The sequence below is a fragment of the Leptospira adleri genome, from assembly GCF_002811985.1.
GTDB classification, from domain to species: Bacteria; Spirochaetota; Leptospiria; order Leptospirales; family Leptospiraceae; genus Leptospira; species Leptospira adleri.
On sequence record NZ_NPDU01000072.1, the window covers coordinates 1 to 21918 of the forward strand.

General features: G+C 43.1%; 22 protein-coding genes. 11 read left to right on the plus strand and 11 right to left on the minus strand.

The features are described from left to right. Positions 1-385: transposase (locus CH376_RS19595; protein WP_207769131.1), on the minus strand; the 385-nt coding region annotated here is incomplete at its 3' end. 172 nt (positions 386-557) lie between these two features. Between CH376_RS19595 and CH376_RS24675 the strand changes: the two genes are divergently transcribed. The 3 genes from CH376_RS24675 to CH376_RS19610 all read left to right on the plus strand — a co-directional run bounded on the left by CH376_RS24675 (position 558) and on the right by CH376_RS19610 (position 2577). Continuing rightward, a complete protein-coding gene (locus tag CH376_RS24675) occupies positions 558-896 on the plus strand; it encodes a hypothetical protein (protein ID WP_243398291.1) in 339 nt (112 codons plus the stop codon). 394 nt (positions 897-1290) lie between these two features. Next, a complete protein-coding gene (locus tag CH376_RS19605) occupies positions 1291-2310 on the plus strand; it encodes a hypothetical protein (protein ID WP_100787694.1) in 1020 nt (339 codons plus the stop codon). A gap of 63 nt (positions 2311-2373) precedes the next feature. Continuing rightward, positions 2374-2577 (plus strand): 2-hydroxymuconate tautomerase family protein, encoded by a 204-nt coding sequence (locus tag CH376_RS19610; protein WP_100787695.1) that lies wholly within the window; start codon positions 2374-2376, stop codon positions 2575-2577. A 676-nt stretch (positions 2578-3253) separates the two neighbouring features. Here the strand turns inward: CH376_RS19610 and CH376_RS19615 are convergent. Beyond that, positions 3254-3874 carry an MORN repeat-containing protein gene (locus CH376_RS19615; RefSeq protein ID WP_100787696.1) on the minus strand — a complete coding sequence of 207 codons (621 nt, stop codon included), beginning with the start codon at positions 3872-3874 and terminating at the stop codon, positions 3254-3256. 3 nt (positions 3875-3877) lie between these two features. Between CH376_RS19615 and CH376_RS19620 the strand changes: the two genes are divergently transcribed. Further along, entirely contained in the window at positions 3878-4207 is a 330-nt protein-coding gene (locus tag CH376_RS19620; protein WP_100787697.1) for a hypothetical protein, read from the plus strand. Here the strand turns inward: CH376_RS19620 and CH376_RS19625 are convergent. After that, the gene (locus CH376_RS19625; RefSeq protein ID WP_100787698.1) at positions 4182-5390 is read right to left on the minus strand and encodes a metallophosphoesterase; all 1209 of its coding nucleotides are present in this window, start codon (positions 5388-5390) and stop codon (positions 4182-4184) included. The two genes, CH376_RS19620 and CH376_RS19625, sit on opposite strands and share 26 nt — an antisense overlap. Before the next feature lie 231 nt (positions 5391-5621). Between CH376_RS19625 and CH376_RS19630 the strand changes: the two genes are divergently transcribed. The 3 genes from CH376_RS19630 (at position 5622) to CH376_RS19645 (ending at position 9412) form a co-directional block, all read left to right on the plus strand. Continuing rightward, on the plus strand, positions 5622-7385 hold the full coding sequence (locus tag CH376_RS19630) for a GAF domain-containing SpoIIE family protein phosphatase (protein WP_100787699.1): 1764 nt from the start codon (positions 5622-5624) through the stop codon (positions 7383-7385). A 651-nt stretch (positions 7386-8036) separates the two neighbouring features. Beyond that, positions 8037-8321, plus strand: coding sequence for an LIC10816 family protein (locus CH376_RS19635; protein ID WP_100787700.1), 285 nt, complete (start codon positions 8037-8039; stop codon positions 8319-8321). A gap of 440 nt (positions 8322-8761) precedes the next feature. Continuing rightward, complete coding sequence (locus tag CH376_RS19645; protein ID WP_100787702.1) at positions 8762-9412, plus strand: DsbA family protein; 651 nt, start codon at positions 8762-8764, stop codon at positions 9410-9412. Here CH376_RS19645 and CH376_RS19650 read toward each other — a convergent pair. The 4 genes from CH376_RS19650 to CH376_RS19665 all read right to left on the minus strand — a co-directional run bounded on the left by CH376_RS19650 (position 9409) and on the right by CH376_RS19665 (position 11814). Then, positions 9409-9795: a phage holin family protein gene (locus tag CH376_RS19650; protein ID WP_100787703.1), complete on the minus strand. Its 387-nt coding sequence runs from the start codon at positions 9793-9795 to the stop codon at positions 9409-9411. The genes CH376_RS19645 and CH376_RS19650 overlap by 4 nt on opposite strands. A gap of 12 nt (positions 9796-9807) precedes the next feature. After that, a complete protein-coding gene (locus CH376_RS19655; protein WP_100787715.1) occupies positions 9808-9996 on the minus strand; it encodes a hypothetical protein in 189 nt (62 codons plus the stop codon). 137 nt (positions 9997-10133) lie between these two features. After that, positions 10134-10826: a class I SAM-dependent methyltransferase gene (locus CH376_RS19660; RefSeq protein ID WP_100787704.1), complete on the minus strand. Its 693-nt coding sequence runs from the start codon at positions 10824-10826 to the stop codon at positions 10134-10136. Positions 10827-10836: 10 nt separating this feature from the next. Next, a complete protein-coding gene (locus tag CH376_RS19665) occupies positions 10837-11814 on the minus strand; it encodes a hypothetical protein (protein ID WP_100787705.1) in 978 nt (325 codons plus the stop codon). Between the two features lie 207 nt (positions 11815-12021). On the opposite strand from CH376_RS19665, the gene CH376_RS19670 reads away from it, so the two are divergent. Together CH376_RS19670 and leuA2 are read left to right on the plus strand one after the other, a co-directional pair. Continuing rightward, on the plus strand, positions 12022-12648 hold the full coding sequence (locus CH376_RS19670; protein WP_100787716.1) for a tetratricopeptide repeat protein: 627 nt from the start codon (positions 12022-12024) through the stop codon (positions 12646-12648). 272 nt (positions 12649-12920) lie between these two features. Further along, positions 12921-14210, plus strand: a complete 1290-nt coding sequence (leuA2, locus tag CH376_RS19675) for a 2-isopropylmalate synthase LeuA2 (protein WP_100787706.1) — start codon at positions 12921-12923, stop codon at positions 14208-14210. A 14-nt stretch (positions 14211-14224) separates the two neighbouring features. On the opposite strand, the gene CH376_RS19680 is transcribed toward leuA2, so the two are convergent. From CH376_RS19680 to CH376_RS19700, 4 genes are all read right to left on the minus strand, one after another. Next, a complete protein-coding gene (locus CH376_RS19680; protein ID WP_100787707.1) occupies positions 14225-14839 on the minus strand; it encodes a TetR/AcrR family transcriptional regulator in 615 nt (204 codons plus the stop codon). Positions 14840-14960: 121 nt separating this feature from the next. After that, a complete protein-coding gene (locus tag CH376_RS19685; protein ID WP_100787708.1) occupies positions 14961-18230 on the minus strand; it encodes an efflux RND transporter permease subunit in 3270 nt (1089 codons plus the stop codon). A gap of 517 nt (positions 18231-18747) precedes the next feature. Then, positions 18748-19434, minus strand: coding sequence for an Lcl C-terminal domain-containing protein (locus CH376_RS19695; RefSeq protein WP_100787710.1), 687 nt, complete (start codon positions 19432-19434; stop codon positions 18748-18750). Between the two features lie 15 nt (positions 19435-19449). Beyond that, positions 19450-20184, minus strand: coding sequence for an LIC_13076 family protein (locus tag CH376_RS19700; protein ID WP_165781835.1), 735 nt, complete (start codon positions 20182-20184; stop codon positions 19450-19452). Between the two features lie 202 nt (positions 20185-20386). On the opposite strand from CH376_RS19700, the gene CH376_RS19705 reads away from it, so the two are divergent. Next, positions 20387-21370 (plus strand): YheT family hydrolase, encoded by a 984-nt coding sequence (locus CH376_RS19705; protein WP_207767215.1) that lies wholly within the window; start codon positions 20387-20389, stop codon positions 21368-21370. Between the two features lie 139 nt (positions 21371-21509). Continuing rightward, a complete protein-coding gene (locus CH376_RS24905; RefSeq protein ID WP_100787713.1) occupies positions 21510-21824 on the plus strand; it encodes a DUF1564 family protein in 315 nt (104 codons plus the stop codon). The last annotated feature ends 94 nt before the right edge of the window (positions 21825-21918 follow it).

Here is a 21918-nt window from a genome sequence, read left to right on the forward strand (position 1 = left end):
GGCTCTCGGTGATATCCTCGACTCTCCGAACAGAAACTCCAGCGAGATACATCTCCATGAGAGCTTCTTCTACCGAACTCTCCCTTCGTTTGTATCGATCGATGATCGCCGACTCAAACGGAATTGTTCTAAGTTTCGGAACTTTTAACTTTACTTTTCCGGCTTTTGTTTCGAAGTTTCTATTATACGAACCCGCTCTTGTATCTACTCGATCCGGGTTTCTCTCATACCTTGAGGCTTTGCAGAGTTTATCCGCTTCCTCATCTAAGAGAGCGTTCAGCGTTTCTTCCACTGAGCCTCTTACGAGTTCGCTCAAGTCTTTCTTGAGCTGGGTCTCATCCACCTGGATTACTTTCAGGTGCGCTTTTTCTTCTTCTGCCCTCATTGGGGGGTTCTCCTTTTTTTGAATTTGATCGCTACAAACTCAATCGGCAAGGAGAGCCTTCTCATTCATTCTTAAATCTGCGAAAATTTTAGGACGTTATCGGTAAATTAACAGAAGCTCATATACCATTAAATCAATTTGATCTAAGCAAAATGCCTAAATTTTAAATTTTATGGATTTGATAAGCAAGAATATATATGACTTAATAATTGAAATATCTGATCTAGATATGCAGAGGAAATTATGGTTAAATGAAAATAATAATACAGACCTCGTATCTTCTTACAATGAAGTAATTTGCACTCTTTTTGATGATTACGGCTTTGATAGATTTATCGATCATCTTGCCTCTGAATCTGGAATTTCTTCGGATATAATTTTAGAACTCTCTAAGTTAAGAAATCGCTTAAATAGTTACGTGGAAAAAGAAACGGATAGAGAAATCTTAGATGATCCCGAATGGCAAAATATCTCTGAACAAGCTAAAGTTATTATCAGCAAATGGCATTGAAGTTGGCCTTGCAATGAAGAAACGAGTAATATATATAATGAAAGAAACCGCGAAAGCAGAGTTAGCCGAAAACGCTAAGAGATGCAAAATCAGTAAGGTATTAAAAATGGAACGAAGCATAGAAAATTAAAACCTACAATCTTGCAGTCCCCACTCCACTCGTTGAACTCAACGGATCTTTTATCTAACAAAAAAGCGATAAGGATCGAGGCTGGGTCAAGTTATCGAATGCAAAGAAAAACGAACCTCTTTTTGAAAAATATCCAATAACATTACAGAAGCGAAAGAGCCCGGTCCGAGCGGAAGCGAGGAACCGCCCGCTCCCCCCCAATTCCTTGACACCCCGACCAATCTCCTCTACACATTCCCTATCGTGAAAAAAATCCTCCCGTGTTTGCTCCTTGTCATCGTCTTCTACTTTGTTTTAAGAGAAGGCGCGTCTTATTTGTATCAGTCCAAAGAGGAAGCAAGGGTTTACAACACGGGGTTTTACTGGCTTTCGAAATCCGATCTTTCACCGAAGCATCAGTCCGATTCGTTTTTGTTTCCATATCTGTTATTCAAACTGAATGCAGATTTGACCCCGGCGCAGTTTGCCAGGCTTTGCAACGATATACAAATCGCGGCGACGCTTCTGCTGGTTTTTACTTTTGCCTTTGAGTTCGGTTGGCTTGCGGGCGCGTTTATCGGACTTTTTGTTTTACTTTCACCTCTCATTTTGATTCAGAAGGTTTGGATCGGATTTTCGGATCATCTTACCTATTTTTTTTCGGCTTCGACTTTGATCCTTCTGGATCGAGTGCCTAAGAATCGGCTCTGGTTCGGAGCCTTGTTCGTTGTTCTCTTGTTAGGCGCTTGGAATCATTTCTATCAGTTCAGCATCATCGTTTGTATGTTGGTTTTAATTCAGTGCATCTCGGAAAAAAAGATCGAAGTCCGCACCATCGGGTTAGTCCTCGGGACGTTGCTCTTCGCAAGGATTCTTTCTTTGCTCCTTTTTTCTCTCAAGGGAATTCCTTTTGAGGATTCCCGTTTTTCTACGATCAAAAACGAATCTTTTTCGAAATGGATCGAGATCAACACGACGGTTCCCCACCTGGCTCTTTTTTCTTTCTTCTTTGGAAATCTCGTCTTTTTTTTGGAGAGGTTGTATCGAAAGAAGCTTTTGATTTTGATTCCTTTCGGAATTTCTCTTCTTGTTACTTTTTTTACATACGATACAACGAGAGTATTCGTTCATCTCTTCTACCCTTCTTGGATCTTTCTCTGGCTTTTAATCTTTCGATCGGATGCCGAATCTTGGCGGAAGAATTTAAAGTATTACTTTGTTCTAATTTTGATTTCGCTTATCATTTTAGTCTCGGTCCCTCGTTTTTTTATCGAAGCCGGCGCCGTGAATTATCTTCTTCCTTGAAGGGAAAACCACAGTCTAAGAACCGATTCCCTTTTATAAAAAACAACCCCGGAGGAGGCACTTATGCCCTATGTCAACATTCGGATCACAAAGGAAGGAACGACCAAGGAACAAAAGGCGCAACTGATCGCGGGCGCGACCCAACTTTTGAAGGACGTCCTCGGCAAAAATCCTAAGACTACTTTCGTCATCATCGATGAGGTGGAGACGGACAACTGGGGAATCGGCTTTGATCAGGTGACGGAACTTAGAAAACAAGGAAATTGATTCCAGGATTTTCTTTTTTCGATTCGGAACGCGCAAACTCGGAAAAAAAAGTAAAAGTCTCCTCATAAATTGAGGATCTGCGAGTTCCCCGCAAACTTAGCGAGAAGCGAGATCGGGTTCTTTTCGTAAAATTTCGGACTTCTTCAGATTTTCTATGAATGTGTGAGTTCCTACATTTCCGGTTTTTGAACCAGCCTTTGGAATATAAAACCTGCTTCCATTTTAAAACGATCCGGATTGTATCGAAAATATTTTCCGGGTAAGAAAATTCGATTTTACGATTTTTTTCGAAGCAGAGACTTTTTCTTTCTCTAAAAGAATCCGCAATGTTCGAACGTTCGATTCAACTCTCATGGTTAATTAGAACCGTTCCGAAACCGGGACAGAACCTTGAAGCTTGATCTTCCCGAGAAAATAAAATAAGGCTTTGGAACACGCCGTAAGGATGAGTTTTATTTTTAGAAAATGAACGTTAGTCGAAATCGAAGTCGATCTTTTTTTGTCAACTGTTCGGGTTCGTCCGATCTTCTCGCGTTAGTGGATCGACACGGAGTCAAAAAATTGCTTTTCGGGTTTTCTCTTCTCTTAAAATTTCGCTTTTCAATTTTTTGACTGGAGTGGAGAGCCCGGTCCGAGCGCTTTTATCAAAATCGGATCGCGCGAGGAAACGCCAAAATTATTTTCTGCAATTCATCTGATTTCGGATGATGGAACATTCTCTTTTCTTTTTTCCCACGGTTAAAAAACCTTCGGCGCTTTCCCCGTCTTCGTAAAACCTTCCGCTAAAGACTGCGCCGCTCGCGAATTTATAGGTTCCGATTCCGGACTTCTTATCGTTTTGAAAATTTCCGCTGAACCTGTCCCCGTCCTTGTAGACGATGTTTCCGTTTCCATGTCGCTTATCATTTTTGAACGAACCGGAATATACTTCTCCGGATCCGTAGACGTAGATTCCGGTTCCGTTTTTGCAGTCCCCTTCTTTGCATCCCTGCGAAGATCCGAGATAGGACGAGGCCGATTTTTTTTCTTTTCTTTTGGGTTCGTATCGCTCGGGTTCTTCCGAACGTTCTTCGGGTTCCGAATATTTTTTGGGCTGACCGAGCGCGTCTTCCTGAAAGTATTTTCTTTCCTTCAGCTCCGGCTCTAATTCGAGTTCGTTTTTTTTGGACGAGGCCGTCTTGGAATTTTCTTTCTTCGGGGTTGCCTTGTTTTTCTTTCCGCAGTCGAAAACGGTAAAAAAAATCAGAAGAATCATTCCTATCGCGATCGTGATTCGATTGGTTCCGAAAAGGACCATCGTTTGTCCTCCATCCTAAGTCCTTTCTTAGTTTATCGGTTTTTCGATGGCCCCGGAAAAGGCGCTCTTAGAGAATCCTTTCCCGTCTTTTCTTTTTTTGGGAGTTCCTACATTTTAGAATCTTCTAAAAAACGGGCTTTTTTGCGGGAACTCCTCGTTTTTCTCGGGGAATCGTTTGTTCCGACAAACCGTCCCGACAAAAAACTTCTTGAAAACGGACTTCAAGTCCGCCCTCAGAGTAAGATCGAAGAAGTTCCTACTTTTTCGAGTTTTACGAAAGATCCTCATTCGAGTTGGAACCGAATTCTTAAGATTCTTTTCTCAATTGAATGACGCTGATTTCGGATGGAGCTCCCAAACGAAGAGGCGGTCCCCAATATCCGGTTCCGCGGCTTACATAAATCCAAGTGGATTCGTGTCTGTGAAGTCCCGCGACAAATTTCTGCGCGAGATAGATCAGAAGATTTCCGGGAAAATACTGACCTCCGTGCGTATGACCGGAGAGCTGTAGATCGAAACCCGCTTTCGTACTTTCAAAAATGCTGTTGGGTTGATGCGCCAGAAGAATTTTGTAATCCCCATTCTCCCCTCCCCTCATCGCCTTGTGAGGATCCGTCGTATGTTCCTCGATGATCGTTCCCGCTTTGAGATCGGTCACACCCGCAAGAGTCAGATTGGCGTTTCCGTGTTTCAGGATTTTGTGTTCGTTTAACAAAACTTGAATTCCGTGACCTTTCAATTCACGAATCCAGGAAAGCGCGCCGGAATAGTATTCATGATTTCCGGTCACAAAAAAAGTTCCGTGTTTGGATTTAAGATCGGCTAACGGAGTGATATGATGTCCGAGTTTGCTCACCGGTCCGTCCACGAGATCGCCCGTGATCGCGATGAGATCCGGTTCCAATTCGTTTACCGCTTTTACGACGGATTCCAAAAATTCCTTTTTGATCGTCGGCCCGATATGAATGTCGGAGATCTGCACGATCTTAAAACCTTCCAAGGAAGAATGAAGATTCTTCTCCAATACATCCACGGAAATCACCTTCAACTTTTTATGAGCCTGATAAAACCCGATCCCGGTCAACCCTCCCGCGAGTCCCAAAACCGAAAAACTTAGAATCTGATTCAAAAATTCCCTTCTCTGAATCAGTTCCGAAACTCCTTCGTTTCCATCTCCCGTCGCTTCGGGAAAAAAACTGCTAACACCGTGAAACGAAGCCGTGGTTATGTCCTTCAATACCACAAGACTGAAAAGGATCGTAAAAAAACCGAGCCCCGTGAAGGCGAGATAAGAAAAAGCCGTCTGAATTCTTTCCTCGTTGGATGTAAGGCTTATATAGTAACTCACGGGAATACTCAAGGTGAAGAGAAGAATCAGACCCCACGCAAGCCAGGAAACCCAACCCTGAGCTCCGAGCCCGGGAATCAAACGAAAGCCCGTATAAGTATAACCCAACGCTATGATCAGGGTAAAGACGGAAAGAAATATGAGGAAACGAGATATCTGATTTTCCATTACTCTAATGAGACCGTTTCAAATCGTCGAAGTTTCTTCCGTTCGGAAAATACTTTCCCCGGAATTTCCGCGTTTTGAAATTTCTAAAGCGAAATCCCTTTTTTTAAACGGAAATAGAACGTCAAGCGTCGAGGTCGTTTATCGGTAAGCGAATTATAGTTTTTCAGTCTGCGGGATATTTCCAAACCCTTGACGAACCTTCCATTTCCTGTAGCATTGACAGAAATATCTATGACTTACGCTGATTTAGAATTTAAAAAACTGAAGAGTATTCTCAATACGAGTACGATCTTAAATGCGAATTTGGATCTTTATCAGCTCTTACCTTTGATCATGCTCTATTCCAAGGATCTCTTGGAAGCCGAGGCGAGTTCCCTCTTTCTCTTGGATGAAACGGGAGAATTTTTATATTGCGAAGTCGCCCTCGGAGAAAAAGGCGAAATCATTCAAAAATACGGACGTCTCGATATCGGCCAGGGAATCGCAGGCTGGGTCGCAAAAGAAAAAAAGGCGATCATCCTGGAAGACGCATATTCCGATCCGAGATTCAATCAGGACTGGGATAAAAAAACCGGTTATAGAACGCGTTCGTTAGTCTGCGTTCCTCTTTTCGTTGAGGATAAAATCATCGGAACTCTGGAAATCCTGAATAAAACAAAGGAACGCTCTTTCGATTCTTCCGATCTGAATTATCTTTCCTCCTTATCGGAAGTGGCTGCGATCGCGATCCAAAACGCAAAAATCCACGACAATCTCAAAAAAAGAATCTTAGAACTTTCCCTTCTTTACGAATTTGAAAAGCTCATCGTTTCCGAAAAAAGCATCCACGAACTCGGGAACTGGGTCTTGGAAAAAATCCTGGAATTCTTAGAAGCAAGAACGGGAACGATCTATCTCGCGGACCACAAAAGTAAAACCCTGAGAATTCTCGCAGCAAAAGGAATTCCGAAGGAGGCGGTTCATTCTATCGTCGTTCCTTTCGGCGAAGGGATCGCGGGCTGGGTCGCGCAAGAAAGAAAAAATCTTCTGATCCAAAATCTGGAAGAAGACAAACGTTACAATCAGGACGCAAAGTACAAGTTCGAAGCGAACTCTTTGATTTCTTCTCCTCTGATTTACAGAGACGAACTTCTCGGCGTCATCAGCGTAAACAGTAAGAACTCCGGTTTTGCATTTCACAACAACGACCTCGATATGTTGGGAGCGATCGCGAACCGGCTTTCCGTCACGATTAAAAACGCGGATCTATTTCATCGAGTCGTGGATTCCGATCGGGAATTGCAGAGAGCGAGAGAAGTGATGTCGAAGGTGATCCCGACCGCGATTCCTTATATCAAAGGTTTGGAAGTCGGCGCGCAGCACATTCCTTACTCGAACGTAGGCGGGGATTTTTACAGTATCTTTAAGCTGGACTCGGAAAGAACGGGCTTTCTCATCGCGGACGTTTCCGGTCACGGACTTTCCGCTTCTGTGATCGCCGCCGTGATGAACACGATCATCTCGACTTACGATAAGGAAACCCTCTCCAGTCCTTCCCGATTTTTTACGGGACTCAATCACGCTCTCAACAACAAGATGGCGGGAAACTTCGTAACCGCCTTTTACTGCGTGATCGATACGGAAAAAAATACGATTCTATTTTCCAACGCCGGACACAATCACCCCTTACTTTTGCAGAATGCAACCGATACGATGATTCCCCTGGAAACAAAGGGAAAACTCATCGGAGTGATCCCCGATCTTTTTTTCGAGGAGAATTCGACCGCCTTTCGCACGGGAGATCGACTCGTTCTTTATACGGACGGACTTTCCGAACATTCTTCCGAAGACAGATCGAAGAGATACAGCGAAGAATTGGTTTCCCTCTCGATCCGAAAATCCATTTCGAAAAACGTGAAGGAAGCATCCGTTCAGATCGTCGAAGACTCTGTGGACTACTGTAACCGCCGCAAGTTCGACGACGACGTCACCCTTCTTGTGATCGATCGAAAATAAAAAAACAGGCAAAACAAACCTTAAGTCTTTGTTCAATTTTTTTCAACGATTTAGGAATCCGCGTCCGGGCCGTTTTTATTAGGCGCGGAAAAACATTTTGGAAAGTTTTTTTAGAATTAAATCGACATAGCTCCTAAATAAAACGTTGGAATTCCTTCGAAAAAGATCCTCGTACAATTTCGGAAATTCCGGTAAATAGCTAATTTTGCGGCAACTCGCCAATAAACCGACAAAATCGGAGTAAACTTCGAATCGTCTCCCCGCGGAAGAAATCGTTCTTCTAGAAACATTCTGTTTTTATAATACAATTTTGTTTCCGTAAAATTTTCAGTGATTCATCCGCCTTCTTAAAAAAAGAACGTTATTCTCCTTTGCCAAAGACTTTCAAACCGAACTTTGTTCGCCGAGATCAAGCGAGGTCCGAAAAGGAAAGTTCCCTATAAACAAAGGAAATCATTTATTTCCATTCTTAACCGCATAAGAATCAAAAACGTCATACGCTCTTTGGAGAATATTTTTTAATCCGAAGTCGTTAGAGGTTAAGTTGAACAAGCATTATATAATATATCGAATAAAATAATTTTTGTGAACCTTTCTGTAAATGTTGGAAACCTCTTCGAGTCTAACTAGATGAAATAAGGAGGGTTCACCATGAATGCAATCACGATCTTTGCGCTTGCGTTGTTGGCAGTTCCTGTTTTTGCCCGTTTTGCTCGGGTGACAAAAGAAGCGATGGGGAGATATCACCTGATCGGCTTGGGAGGTTTGTTTTTGATTTTGGGGGAAGCAACCCGGATGACAGCAGATAAAATCTCGCCGATTGCGACACTTCTTCCGGTCATTGACATTGTCACTGCGGTCTTAGCTTATGCGGGGGTTCTCTTCGGGACACTGTGGTTATCAGTGTATTACATAAAACACCCGAATGAAATTTGAAAATTCTTAAACAAGAATGACAATAAAAAAGGCGGGTCTCCCGCCTTTTTTATTGTACAAATCGAAAGGAAGAATTCCGAAGTTCTTCTCCTTAAAAATCCGAAGATCGAAGTTGTATTTTCGCGATTCTCTTTCATTCGGACTTCAAGTCCGATTGCAAACGTTTTTGCGTCGTGTTTTAGTTTGTTGGAAGAATGAATACTGCCCCTTCAACTCGGAAACCCGTTGGATTCGGGGAAATCTTTCTTTGAAAAGTAGGAACTCCTTCGACAGAGCCCTTCCTGGGCCTCGGAAATTTCAGTGAAACGCGAATTTTGCGGGAACTCCGCAGAAAATCCGCTTTTCTGTGTTCCCCGGAAAGTAGGAACTCCTTCAAAAAGAGATGGTCTTCGGCAGAACCAAACTCATCTTTTGGAAAACAAAGCATTGAGGGAACTCCCATGAGCCAAAACGATTCTCTCCAACATTCGATCCTCTACGTAACCGACCCGCTCTGCCCCTGGTCTTACGGTTTCGGTCCGGTCCTCGAAAAAATCCGGGAAGAATACAAAGATAAGATTCGATTTTCACTCGTCCTCGGGGGACTTCGATTCGGCGAAAGTTCGGAAACTCTAACTCCGGAACTTGCAAGAATTTTAAAACACGAATGGAAAGACGCGGAAGCGCTAACCAAACAACCTTTTGAACTCGGAATCCTAGAACGAAAAAACGTATATTACGATTCTTTTCCGGCTTGCAAAGCGGTGATCAGCGCACAAAAGATAAATCCCGAAATCGCATTCCAATATTTGCATACACTTTCCAAAAATTTTTTTCAAGAGAATCAAGATCCCAATTCTTCGGAAACCTTTCTCGAACTCGCGGAAACGTTCGGAATTTCGAAAAAAGAATTTCAATCGGTTTTTGAAGACAAGGATACGGAGACGGAAACCCAAAACGATTTTTATTTCGGGTTTTCACTGGGGGTCAGCGCGTTTCCAAGTTTGGTGTTTTCGGACGGAGCGGAAAGCGGCATCCTCACAAGAGGATACCATTCTTACGAACAACTGGATTCAATACTGAAGGATTATTTCAGAGCGGTTCGATTCTAACCTTTTTGTTTTTCCTTTTTTCTTTCCTTGGATTCGGTCTTCCCCACGTAGTTCGCAAGGACGAGAAGAATTCCTCCTAAGAACGCGGACCAAAATCCGGGGACCGAAAGCGTTCCGGGAAACCAATCTCCGATGATCAGAATCACCCATGCGTTGATGATCAACCCGATCAACCCGAGACTCAGATAATAAAATACGATTCCGATCCCGAGAGTCATTATGATCAGAATCAATCTTAAGAACGCATTGATCAGAACAAACGCGACGACTACGATGATCGAATTGATCCAACCGCCGACGACGTGAAAATCCGGATGGATCAGCGGAAACACAAATTCCACAACGAGAGACATCAGGACGAGTGAAAATAAAAGATGGGTCATAACACTTCCGCTTTAGGCATAAACGTCTACATTCTTCCCGATCGACGGAGGAGGAGAACCCGGAGGAACCACTTCGGAATCGGGACTTCTTGTCTGATTGTCCTGAGTCGCCACGATCTCTCTGGAAGAGGAACCGGTGGAAACCGGAGCAATCGAATCTGAAAACAAAATCTGCCTGGATCCAACCGCCATGTAAGACATATCATCTTCCCCCTTCTCATTAGTTAGAATGAATTCTTCAGGGTATTGTATGAAAAAGGCGCTTCTCTTAAAAGGAAAAATGAAAATTCTTTCTAAAAAACTTTCAAAAGAAGAATTCGGTCCGCCGAAAAGAAGTCCTATTTTCTTCCGCATGCGCCCGTAACGATACCGCCATACCAGCTAAAGAGATCGACTTGAGAAAAAACGGAACGAAAACTCGATTCGTCCTTCGTGATGTTTTCGAAAGAATCGATCGAATGAGAAAGATATTTTTTTCCAACGAACGGAAGCAGAAAGAATCTACCCAAAAGAGGAAGCAAAAATCCGAAGTAAAAATTCCACAAGAGATAGATTAAACCGAACTTCGGCCTGGACAATTCCGTAAATACGAAAGCGCCCGAGGGTTTGAGAATCCGATACACTTCCGAAAAAAGAATCTTTCTTTCTTCGAAAGATAAGGTCTTCAATCCGAACGTACAACTGACCGCGTCGCAGGAAGAAGACGAGATGGAAGAAGAAAGAGCGTTCTCGGTCAAAAAAGTGACGTTGTCTTCTCCGAAACGAAATCTCGCTCTCCGAATCATTCCCTCCGAAATGTCGACTCCGAAAATTCTGCTCTTGTTGAATTTCTTTCGAATCATCCCGATATTACTTCCGTCGCCGCACATCAAATCGCAAATCGTTTCGCCCTCTTCAATCTTTAAGGTCGTGAGAGAACGCCTTCTCGTAAGCGTCGCCAAACCGAACGAAAGAAAATTTATAAGATGATAACTCGACGAAAAACGATCGAAAAATCTTTTCTGAAAACGGATCCGATTTGAAAATCTCATGACGATGTCCTTATCTGAATTCCTTTCCCGCGCTTTCCAGATCGGCTTTGATCTTTTGCAAAACGTGCTCGTGCATCTCGTCGATCAGATAATCCGACCATAACTTCCAGTAAAATTTTGGACCCAAGCCGTTGACGTATCTCGTCGTCGCTACGATCTTCACTTCGTTTTCCGAAACCGGAACCAAACGAAATTCACCGAACGAAGCCCAGATTTTTCCGCGGATATGTTTCGGCTCCACTTTTCCGTAAAAAGAAGTTTCTTTCATCGTCACCTGAGGAGAAGGAAACTCGAACTTCATCGTTTTGTTTTCGATAAACTCTTTCAGGACCGCGGAGGTGGAACCGTTCGTATACAGACAGTTCAAAAAAAGAACTCCGTCCCTTCGAACGACTTCCATGGAGATCGGATAAGAAACTCCGTTGCGAAAGAAAAAATTCTCCGCTTCTCCGAATACAAAAGGAGAAGTGATCCTTCTCCAGACTTTTTGCGCGGGAGAACCGACTACGATCGAAGTTCTTACCTCGTTTGTCCGCGGCGAAGAATCGCTCCAATCAAAAACGTGAGCCGAAATATTGCAAAAAAGAACGATCAACACCACGAGATATTTGGACCAAATTCTATTTTGAATTTTATAACCGATCCAAGCGCCGACGAGAAGAGGAACGATCGCGATCGGAAGCGCCATCAGAATACAGATAAAACCCTCCTTTCCGATAAAAAGAAAACCCAAAAGAAGAATGACAACGGGAAACACCGTGATCGAAAGAATGTCGCCGAACGTCGCCTTGCTGTGAAAGGCGCGCGCAAACGCGATGAGAATTCCGATCGAAAAAGGAATCGCGATAAACAAAGCCACTCCGTAAACTCCGTTCAAAGCGAAAAAAGGAGCGGATATCAAAAAGAAAAGGAGTGAGATTACTACAAATCCCAGGGTCCAAAAACCCAAAGCGCGTCGAGCAAAGAACATGTTCTTCGATGATTCCATACATTCTACCTTTTAAAAAACTGAATCGAAACTAACGCGAGATTTCCTCCTCGTCAAGAATTATTTTTGAACATGTTCAAAAATAATTCCACAAATCGAAACTTTTCCGCTCTGGATTCGAAAAGTTTTGAAAAACCGTTTCTCAAAAAGATTTACCTCAGAATTCTTCGGGTGAGAATGGATCCGTCAGCGATTCAAATTGAAAAAATGAAACTGCAACAAGCATTAGAATTCGTTAAAAAGGGAAATCTCTCCGGCGCCAAAGAGGCCCTCGTTCTGTATCTTTCGGAAAACCCCGAAGACCCGATCGGAAATTATCATCTCGCGATGTGCCATTCTCATCTGAACGAACTCGAACCCGCAGAGGAGCGTTTTATCAAAGCGATCTCCCTCGACGATTCGTTTGTATCTGCGAGAGTCGGACTCGGAGTTTTGTACGCGAAAAAAAAAGATAAACCGAAGGCCGAGATTCAATTCACGAAGGCTCTCGAGATCGACGAAAACAACGTAAACGCCAAGAAGAATCTGGCTTCTCTCTACACCGGAACCGGCAACTTCAAAAAGGCTTTGGATTTATATCTTTCCACTCCCGAATCCGATCGAAAGGACGTCGTTTCGTTATACGCGATTTCATTTTGTTATCTGAAATCGGATCAGCTCGCACAAGCGAGAACCTTCTTCCGGGAACTCGAGAAACTTTCGATTCCGGAGCCTATGAAAAAAGATATTTCCGAACTCAAAAACCTGATCGAAGAAAAAAATATCGAGTCGGAAGGAATCTGGACTCTTCTCAAAAAACTCGATTCTTCCGGCGAATCGACGCATAACGGTTGATCCTGATTCTTATCCTAAAATGAAAAGCGCGAGTTCGGTTTAAAAAATTCTTGTATTTTTTTGAGTCCTCCGGAGTCTTAAGTTTATATATGTTTCGTAATCTTCTACCGGGTCTCAATAGCCTTGAGCTTCTTCTCCTCCTTAGTTAGGGGGAGCCGGTAGAGTTGTAAAAAAATACACGAGCCTGCTCCTCCTGGAGTGGGCTTTTTTGTTTCCGGAGAATTCTTTCGCGGAAACCCACTCCTGGATCCGGCCGGCAAAAGGAGAAAACAATGAACCAAAACTCGAAATCGGAAACCGTCGATTCGGCCAGAGACGTAACCTCTTTCGGAAACAAAAAGGAGATCCAATCCTTTTCCGAAATTTTACAAAACCCTCTTCCGAAACATCCGCCCTTCTTTATGGACGTAACTCTTAGAGACGGAAACCAAGCGCTTCGCAAACCGTGGAATCTCGATCAAAAGGAAACGATCTTTCGTCAACTTTTGAAACTCGGTGTTCAAGGCATCGAAGTCGGTTTTGCTTCCTCGAACGATCAGGAATTCGAAGCCTGCAGTTATCTTTCTTCCATCGCTCCGGATAACGTCGTGATCTCTTCTCTTTCCAGAGCCGTGGAAAAAGAGATCGAAATTTCTTGGAAGGCGATTCAAAACGCTCCCAAACCGAGGATTCATATCGTTTATCCGATCTCCGCGTTTACGATCGAAAACGTTTTAAAAACCACTCCGGAAAAAGTTTTGGAAAGAATTTCGGAATCGGTCGCTTACGCGAGAAGCCTCGCGGGTTCCCGAGGAGAGGTTCAATTTTCGGGGGAACACTTCGGAGATTCTTTGGAGAATCTGGATTTCGCCGTGGAGGCGTTTCGCACCGCCTTGAACTTCGGAGCCGACGTCGTCAATCTTCCGAACACGGTGGAACGTTATCGCCCTTGGCTTTTTGTCTCCATGGTCAAAGCGGTGACTAACGCGTTGCCGGAAGACGCGAGAATTTCCATCCACACTCACAACGATCTGGGAATGGCGACTGCGACCACTGTGGAATCGTATTTTTCGGGAGCGGTTCAACTGGAGACCGCCTTAAACGGGTTAGGCGAAAGAGCCGGCAACACGAACACATACGAGGTCGCGATCGCGCTTCACAACTGCGGAGTCGACGTTCCTCTGAACTTTTCGGCGATTTATGAAACTTCACGTTTGGTTTCCTATCTTTCGGACGTTCCCATCTATGAAAAAGCTCCGTTGGTCGGAGAGGACGTCATCTCTCACAGATCCGGAATTCATCAGGACGGAGTCGCAAAAACCAGACATCTTCAGAAAGGCGCCTATCGCGCGTTCGACGCCGGTCTGATCGGAAGACCCGAAGGTGATAGAATCGAATTTACGAGTCAGTCGGGAAGGAGCGCGGTCTTTTGTATCTTAAGAGACGCGGGAGAAGAGATCACCCTCGAAGACGCCGGGAAATTACAGCCGATCCTAAAAAAGATCTCTGAAGAATCGGGAAGAGGAGAACTGAGTCTGGAAGAAATTCAAGCGGAATGGAAAAAGATGAAAGCTCTTACATAAACCTTTTCCGGTTCTCACTTGGCGATCTTAGCCGGTTCCGAAACGGGATTCATGATTCCATAAAAAAGAATATGATGGATTTCGTGCTGCAACTGAACCATAGAATAAGGAGAATTGAGAAGAAGTTCCGGAGTCGCGGTTATTTCGATCGCAGAGTTGATCAGAGCCGCGAAGATCGTTGTGTTTACATCGCTTCGAATTTCACCTCTTTCGATTCCTTGTCTGATCAGGGTTTGAATGGATTTTGAAATCGCCTCGGTTCTTACTTCTCTGATGTATGCGTAGTGATCGGGGGCCTGATCCCGGATCTCCAAAATAAATTCGTTCGCGCCCGCCGGGAACTGGCTTACCTTGAACTCGTTGATAGCCTTTACCTTTTCGTGAACGGAAAGAGATTCGTCCTCGCTGATCTCCATAATCTTCTTGCTCATTCTTTTGTGTTTGGCGCTGAGAATTTCAAAAAGGAGATGATTTTTATTTTCGAAGTGCTTGTACAGAGTCTTTCTGGAAATTTTGAGAATTCTCGCGATTTCCTCCATCTTCGTCTTCGCATAACCGTATTTTAGAAAAAGCTCAAGAGCCTTTTCCATAATTCGGAGTTTTACTTCATCCTGCTCCATCGCACTCATTGTTCCTAACTTCCACAATTTGAAACTCTTTTTTATATTCTAAACTTTCAAAAGTTCGACCGAGAATTCGAGAGCCGATACCGTTTGTTAATACGACATCCCGAATTCTCAGTCTTCGATCTTATACGTCCGGGTTCGGAGAATTCCTTCTTACGAATTGATTCAGCTTCTCAATGTAAGAGAACGCCGCTGGAACCACGACCAAAGTAAGAATCGTGGAAGAAATCAATCCGCCGATGATCGCAACTCCCATACTCGTTCTTTGACGGGACGCTTCGTTGAGTCCGATCGCGATCGGAAGCATCCCGGCGACTAACGCGAACGAGGTCATAAGAATCGGACGCAACCTTTCCCTTCCCGCTTCGATGATCGCTTCTTTCATATCCATTCCCCTTTGCAAAAGCTGATTGGTAAAGTCCACAAGAAGAATCGAATTCTTCGTCGCAACCCCGATCAACATGATCAACCCGATCATGGAAAAAATATCAAGAGACTTCTGAGTCATAAAAAGCGCGATGAACGCCCCGCAAAGTGCGAGCGGTAATACGAGCATGATCGCAATCGGAGTGATAAAACTTTCATACAGGGAAGCGAGAACCATATAGATAAAAAGAACGCCGAGGCCCATAGCGATCGCCATGGAAGTCCCCATCTCTTTAAAACTTTCAGCCTGCCCCGTATAACCGATCTTAACTCCCGCAGGAAGAGGAAGTTCGGTCTGCGTTATCTTCGCTACCTCTTCCATCGCTCCTCCCATCCCGGGGCCTTGCGGATTTACGTCGGCGTAAATTTCAACGGACTTGTTACGATTGAGACGGTTGATCGTAGCGAGTCCGGTCGTCTCTTCGGCCTTCGCGACGTTTTGAATCGGAATCAGTCGATTGTTAAAGTTAGGCACGAAGGAACTGTAAAAATTTTCTTTGAGATCTCTCTGGCCTTCCTTCAAACGAACGCGTATATCGTATTCCACTCCGTTCTCTCTGTAAACCGCGGGAGTCGTTCCTTCGACGAGAGTTCGTAGCTCGGTTCCGATCACCGTGCCCGGAACTCCGAGGAGGACTTCCATCTGGCGATTCGGAATCACTCTGAACTCGGGAGCGCCCGCGCGATAACTCGTATCCACGTCGAGAAGTGCGGGAGATTTTTGAAGACGCGCAAAAAGTTTCTTCGCATAATCCTCGACTACTTCCCCTCTCTGTCCGCTTACGATCAGAGTAAAAGGCCTTTGTCCTCCGCCGACGTTGTCGATGTCTTTGACGATCGGATTCGCATAAGAGAAGACGCTCAATTCTTTTCTAAGAAATTCTTTGAACTGAGTCGTGTTCATCTTCCGTTGTTTGGAAGGAACCATCTCCACGAACATATTCGTGTTCCGATTGGTATTGAACATCGCGACGAGTTTAATCTCCTTATAAGAACGGATTTTCTGATCCACTTCTTGCGCGACCTGCGCCATCTTTGCGACCGAAGTCCCCGGAGGCATATCTAGAGTTACTGAGAATTTTCCTTCGTCCTGCGCGGGAAGAAACGTCTTGGGAATAAATTTAGTGAGCCCTAAGCTGACGATGAATATTAAAACGGCGCCGGAAAGAATTAAGACGGGTCTTTTCAGAGTGAATCTCAGAACGGAAGCGTATCGATCCTCCAACCAGGACTGAAACACATTAAAGATACTTAAAATAGAATCGAGTCCGGTTTCCAGTTTTCCGAGAACGTTTAAAACAGGAGAGAAAATTCTTACGTTCCATCCTTTGCTAATATTATTCTGCGATCGAATCTTAGAATAGGCGATCTCTTCGAGAGTGGTGACGGCAACGCTCGCTTTTCCTTTTTTCTTTCCTTTTTCCACGTGAGAGTTCGAATCGGGAATCGAATGGGAAGGCGAGGAAGAATGTCCGTGATTGCCAATCTTTCCGCCGAAATACGCAGACAACATGGGAGCGATCGTCAAGGCGTCATAGAGAGAAATGAGAAGCGCAAAACAAACGGTGAGACCGAATTCTCTCAAAAACTGTCCGACAACTCCGCTGATGAATGCGATCGGCATAAAAACCGCGATGACGGTCATGGTCGTCGCGACCACGGCGAGGGTCACCTCTTTGGTTCCTTCGATAGACGCTTCTCTCGCCGTTTTTCCCATCTCCCTATGTCTGAAAATATTTTCTCTGACTACGATTGCATCGTCGATGAGAAGACCGACCGCGAGGCTCAACGCAAGAAGAGTCATGATGTTGACCGTAAATCCCGCGATCGCCATAAGAATAAAAGCGCCGAGGAGCGAGTTCGGTAAAGCCAAACCGGTGATTAACGTGGAACGGACACTTCCTAAAAATAATAATACGACAATGATCGTAAGAATGATCCCGATGATGATCGTCTCCTTTACGTCGTAGATATTGTTATCGATTGTTATGGAAGAATCGTTTGCGGTCCTAAGCTCGGGCGATCCGTTTCGTTTCGCGAGATCCACGTTGATTTCGGAAACTCTCTTTTTTACAGCCTGCGCTACCGCAACTGTGTTAGAACCGGATTGTTTATAGACGAGTAGAAAGACCGCCTGCTTACCGTTAAAGTATGCGCGGGAGGTTTCATCTTCAACCGTATCTTTCACTTCTCCGAGCTGGCCGATTCTGATCGGAACCTCGTTCCCAAAAAGCGATATCGGAGTGTCTCTGATTTCTTGAGGAGAATGGAATTCATTGATCGTTCTGTAAACGAGCTCCTTATCGGTCTTACTTACTTTTCCCGCAGGGATATTCATTCCTCCGGACGCAAGACGGTTGGAAACGACTGACGCGGGAATCATGTGTTCTTTTAGTTTCTGACGATCCAGTTCTACGTGAATCTCCCTTTTTCTTCCTCCGTAGATGTTTACGTTTCCGACGTCTTTGGTTGTTAGAAGAATTTGTTTTATCTCTTCGTTTGCGATATCATAGAGTTCCGCTTCCGGAAGATCGGCTCTTAGCGCAATGATAAGAATCGGCTGATCCGCAGGATCGATCCTACGAATCACAGGTTCCTTTGCGTCGTCGGGGAGTTTCGGCTTTACGCTGGAGACCTTATCTCGAACTTGTTGTTCAGCGTATTTAACGTCTGTTTCAAGAGTGAATTCGACGACAACGGTTCCTACTCCTTCGTTACAGATGGACTTGACTCTTTTAACTCCCGAAATCGTCGACAATTCGTCTTCCACCGGTTTTGCGATGAGAGTTTCAATTTCGTTGGGCGCGGCTCCCGGATAAGGAACGGTTACCGTTACTACCGGAATCGTGATGTTTGGAAATAAGTCCACTCCCAACTTGTTCAAGGAAAGATATCCTGCCACAAGAATGAGCAGGACGGTGCAGGTGATAAAGATAGGTCTCTTTATGGAGAGAGAGGCAAAATTCATAGAACAGAACTCCTTTGGGTAGTTTATAAGTTCTTAAAGCGTCATTTTAACAAACCGGACATTCAGTGACGAACTCCGCTAAATCGATTATACTTTTGAAACTCGTCTTCCGTCGTTTGTTTCGTACATCTCTTTCTTTATCGTTTGAGCAAGAGCGTATTGTTTTAACCGGAGAATCTTTTGTATTTTAGAATATTTGATTTTTCGAATATACTGCGTAAGAGAAGTTTTTTCGCGGTTAACGAATGGTTTCGATTGCAACTTCGTTTTTACGGAAGATAATACTGGAGTTAAGGTGAGGGAGAAAAGGCTGAACAAAAGGAAAACTCTGAGGAGACTTTTGCGGGAACTCTTCACTTTTCCAAGGTCCTGCACTTTTACCCTGGAAACAGTTACAGTATTCGATGTTTCCATATTGGAAACATTTTTTGATTTATTTGTTTCCTGTCAAGGAAAAAGACACTCAAGGATCAGTGATTTTCTCTGAAAATGGGGGAGTTCCCGCAAAAACGCCCTTTTAAGGGGGTCCTGTGACGCAACGGAGGTAACCGGAAGAGTTTTTTCCAGCGGTGCGATTGGTTGCCCCAGTGCTAAAGTTCACTTTCCAAGCAAAAGACGCATTGGAAGGATCACTACTACTGGACCAAAATTCAATAGGATCATTCGTAGGAACTCCCGGGAACCATTCCGTACGAATCGTCGGGACATTAGAACCAGTTCCGCATGTTTGAGTATCATTAGAATTTTTTAAATCCGTTCCGTTCGAACAAGAAACAGTCGATTTCAACTCCAAATGTGTGGGAACTCTCCATTTAGCAGAAATATTAGAAGAACTAAACCCCGCACAAGCGTCAAACGCCGGACCGGAAGAGAGAACTCCACCCAAAAGATTCCCATTACACTGGTTGTCTAAAGAAGAACAATAAATAGGGGCAAGCGAAATGGTAGAGCAAGTATTTGTGGAAGAATCAAAAGTCTGACCAAGGGTACAGCGCATCCAAGTAAGGCCAGTCTGAGGGAAAAAAATGACATCCCCTCGAACAAGAGGAGTTCCCGCAAAAAGCAAAAGGAACGCCAGAGGAGAATCTTTTTCTTCTTCAGGAGAAACAAGATCTCTAAAATAAGGATTTAGATAACAAGAAAAATACGTAAGGGAAAAGAGAGAAAAAAGAATTCGGAAAGTTAGAATACGGAAATTAAACATAAAATCGGATCTTCCTCAATCTTGAAAACGGACCTTCAGGACATCCGTTCGCTTAAATGTTTTCTCCTGGCCCTTAAAGAACAACTTTACCCCTTCTCCATCAATTCGGGTAACCTTTCCTTTTATAATCTCACCGGATTTTAAAAAGAGAATGGAGAGATTTTTAGAATTTCTCATTTCTTTTTTCCAGAGAGAATCGACCTCTTCCCCTTTTTCCGAAAAGAAACGCTCTTGAAATTCATCTTTCCATTGTTTTTCATTTTCTTTTACGAATTCTTCTTTCCACTTTGAATGCTCCGGCTTAGTTTCCACTCTTTCGACCTGAACCGGAAGATTCTGGATCGAAGAATTCTCTCTCCGAGAGCAACTTTCGACTTCTATCGTCTTCCGAGTGATCGACGCCGCAATTCCAAGAATGATACTTAGAGCCCCGTCCATCCAAGACGTTTTGATCGTTACTCTATAGTTCTGATTCAAATCAGGAAGAATCTCTGAAGAGTTCACACGATTGATCGGAAAGGAACCGAAAAGAAAATACCACTGCGTCTGTTTGAGCACCGGCTTACAGGAAGAAGAATCTATAATCTCTACGTCTTTCTTTACTCCGTCCAACGATTTGCTGAAATCACCGCCTCTTACCTCGTCAAAAACCAAACTCTTGCAAGAAAAAAAGAGAAAAAAAATAAGAAATAGAAATCCAATTTTAGAATGAATTCGAAAAGAAGACAAAGACTCAAGATGATTCTCCACTTTGTTCAAGAACTCCGGTTTAAGAATTATACGCACTTCGTATATTTTTTTTACGACAACTCTAAAGACCAGTTCTTTTCTATTCTCATTTCGGATTTCGAAATCAAGTTATAATTCCTTAAAAATTCTTTTAAAATAAATAATAAAGTTTTATGATCTAAAAAGACTTTTCTGAATCATTCAAGAATAACTAATGTTCGTAATGCTACCAAATTTAAAAACACCAAACTTTAACCCAAGAGGAATTTTAAAATACCCGTTTATTCAAACAGCACTGGCATCCTTGGCTTGGAATCTTCCAAAAGATATGCCTTTCTTAAATAATTCTCATACCCTTCTTCTGGATGCAGGCAAAGGCGTCACATTAGAAGGTTCTCTTAGCAAACAAAAAAATAGAAAACCAAAGGGGCTCTTGATTCTTCTTCATGGTTGGGAAGGAAGTATTAATTCAACTTATATTCTGAGAACTTCTCAACATTTCTATGAACAAGGCTACGATATTTTTCGACTCAATTATAGAGATCATGGAAATACTCACCATCTCAATGCAGCTCCATTTAACGGAAGCCTGATCGAAGAAACTTACGAAGCAGTAAGAAAGGCTACATTTTTTGCGGAAAAAAACATTCCGGTTTTTATTACAGGTTTCTCTTTAGGAGGGAATTTTACCCTAAGAATTGCGAGAGTCCATTCTTATGCGAAAAAAAAATTAAATCAGCTAAAACACTGTATTGCAATTTCTCCTGCTATTCATCCAAAAGATGCAACCCTCTTGATGGATAAAAAAATAATTATTGGACGTTATTTCTTAAAGAAATGGAAAGAATCGATTGAAAAGAAACAAGTTCATTTTCCGACAATTGTTCCTTATAAAGAGATTCTTAAAGAACGATCCGTAATGAAGATGACAGAGAAGCTAATTGAATCTTCTGAAGACTTTCAGGATATCGATCAATATTTTGAAACGTATACTTTGGGAGAGCGGGAACTCTCCGAGATTCTCACTCCGACAACGATCATTACTTCGAAGGACGACCCAATTATTCGTGGAGAAACTTTTCTTTCTCTTCATCCAAATCGAAACATTCGAATTTCGATTCAAGATTTTGGAGGTCATAACGGTTTTCTTGAAAATTGGAAAGGTTCTTGTTGGTATTTTAGAGTATTAGAGGAAATTTTGCTATAAAAGTAAAGATTGTGGGAACTCTTCAACTCCTTTCTTAATGAAAATTATACATAAAAGAAGAATTCTAAAAAAATATTCAATTTGAAAAAAAATACCAAAACTTTGCTCTTTTTGAAATGCAGAAGGAACTGAATAAAATGTGCGGGAAGATAAAAAATTAGATAAGAATCCGATTCAGTCCTCACTAAAAGGGCCCAAGATTACCTGTAGCCTCCTGATTCCATTAGACTTAATGAGAAAACTACCGAATTCGGAAAGAAAAAATATTGGTAAGAATATAGACTTTTTATTACGGCGATATGGTAACCGTTTAAAAAATCATCGAAGAATTAATCGAAAAGCTCTTACAATTAAATATCAAAAGCCAGGAAATTCTTTAACAAAAGTAAACTCGCGAATTCTTCCGGAAGAATGGGGAACGTTGGATAGTGTCCTTAAAGTTTCGCACAAATGAGAACTTGAGAAGAGCTCTCCTCACACGATCAAGCCATGAGCTTTAAAGTTTTTAACTCTTTTAATTTCTCCATGTCAACATACTTTTTAGTTCC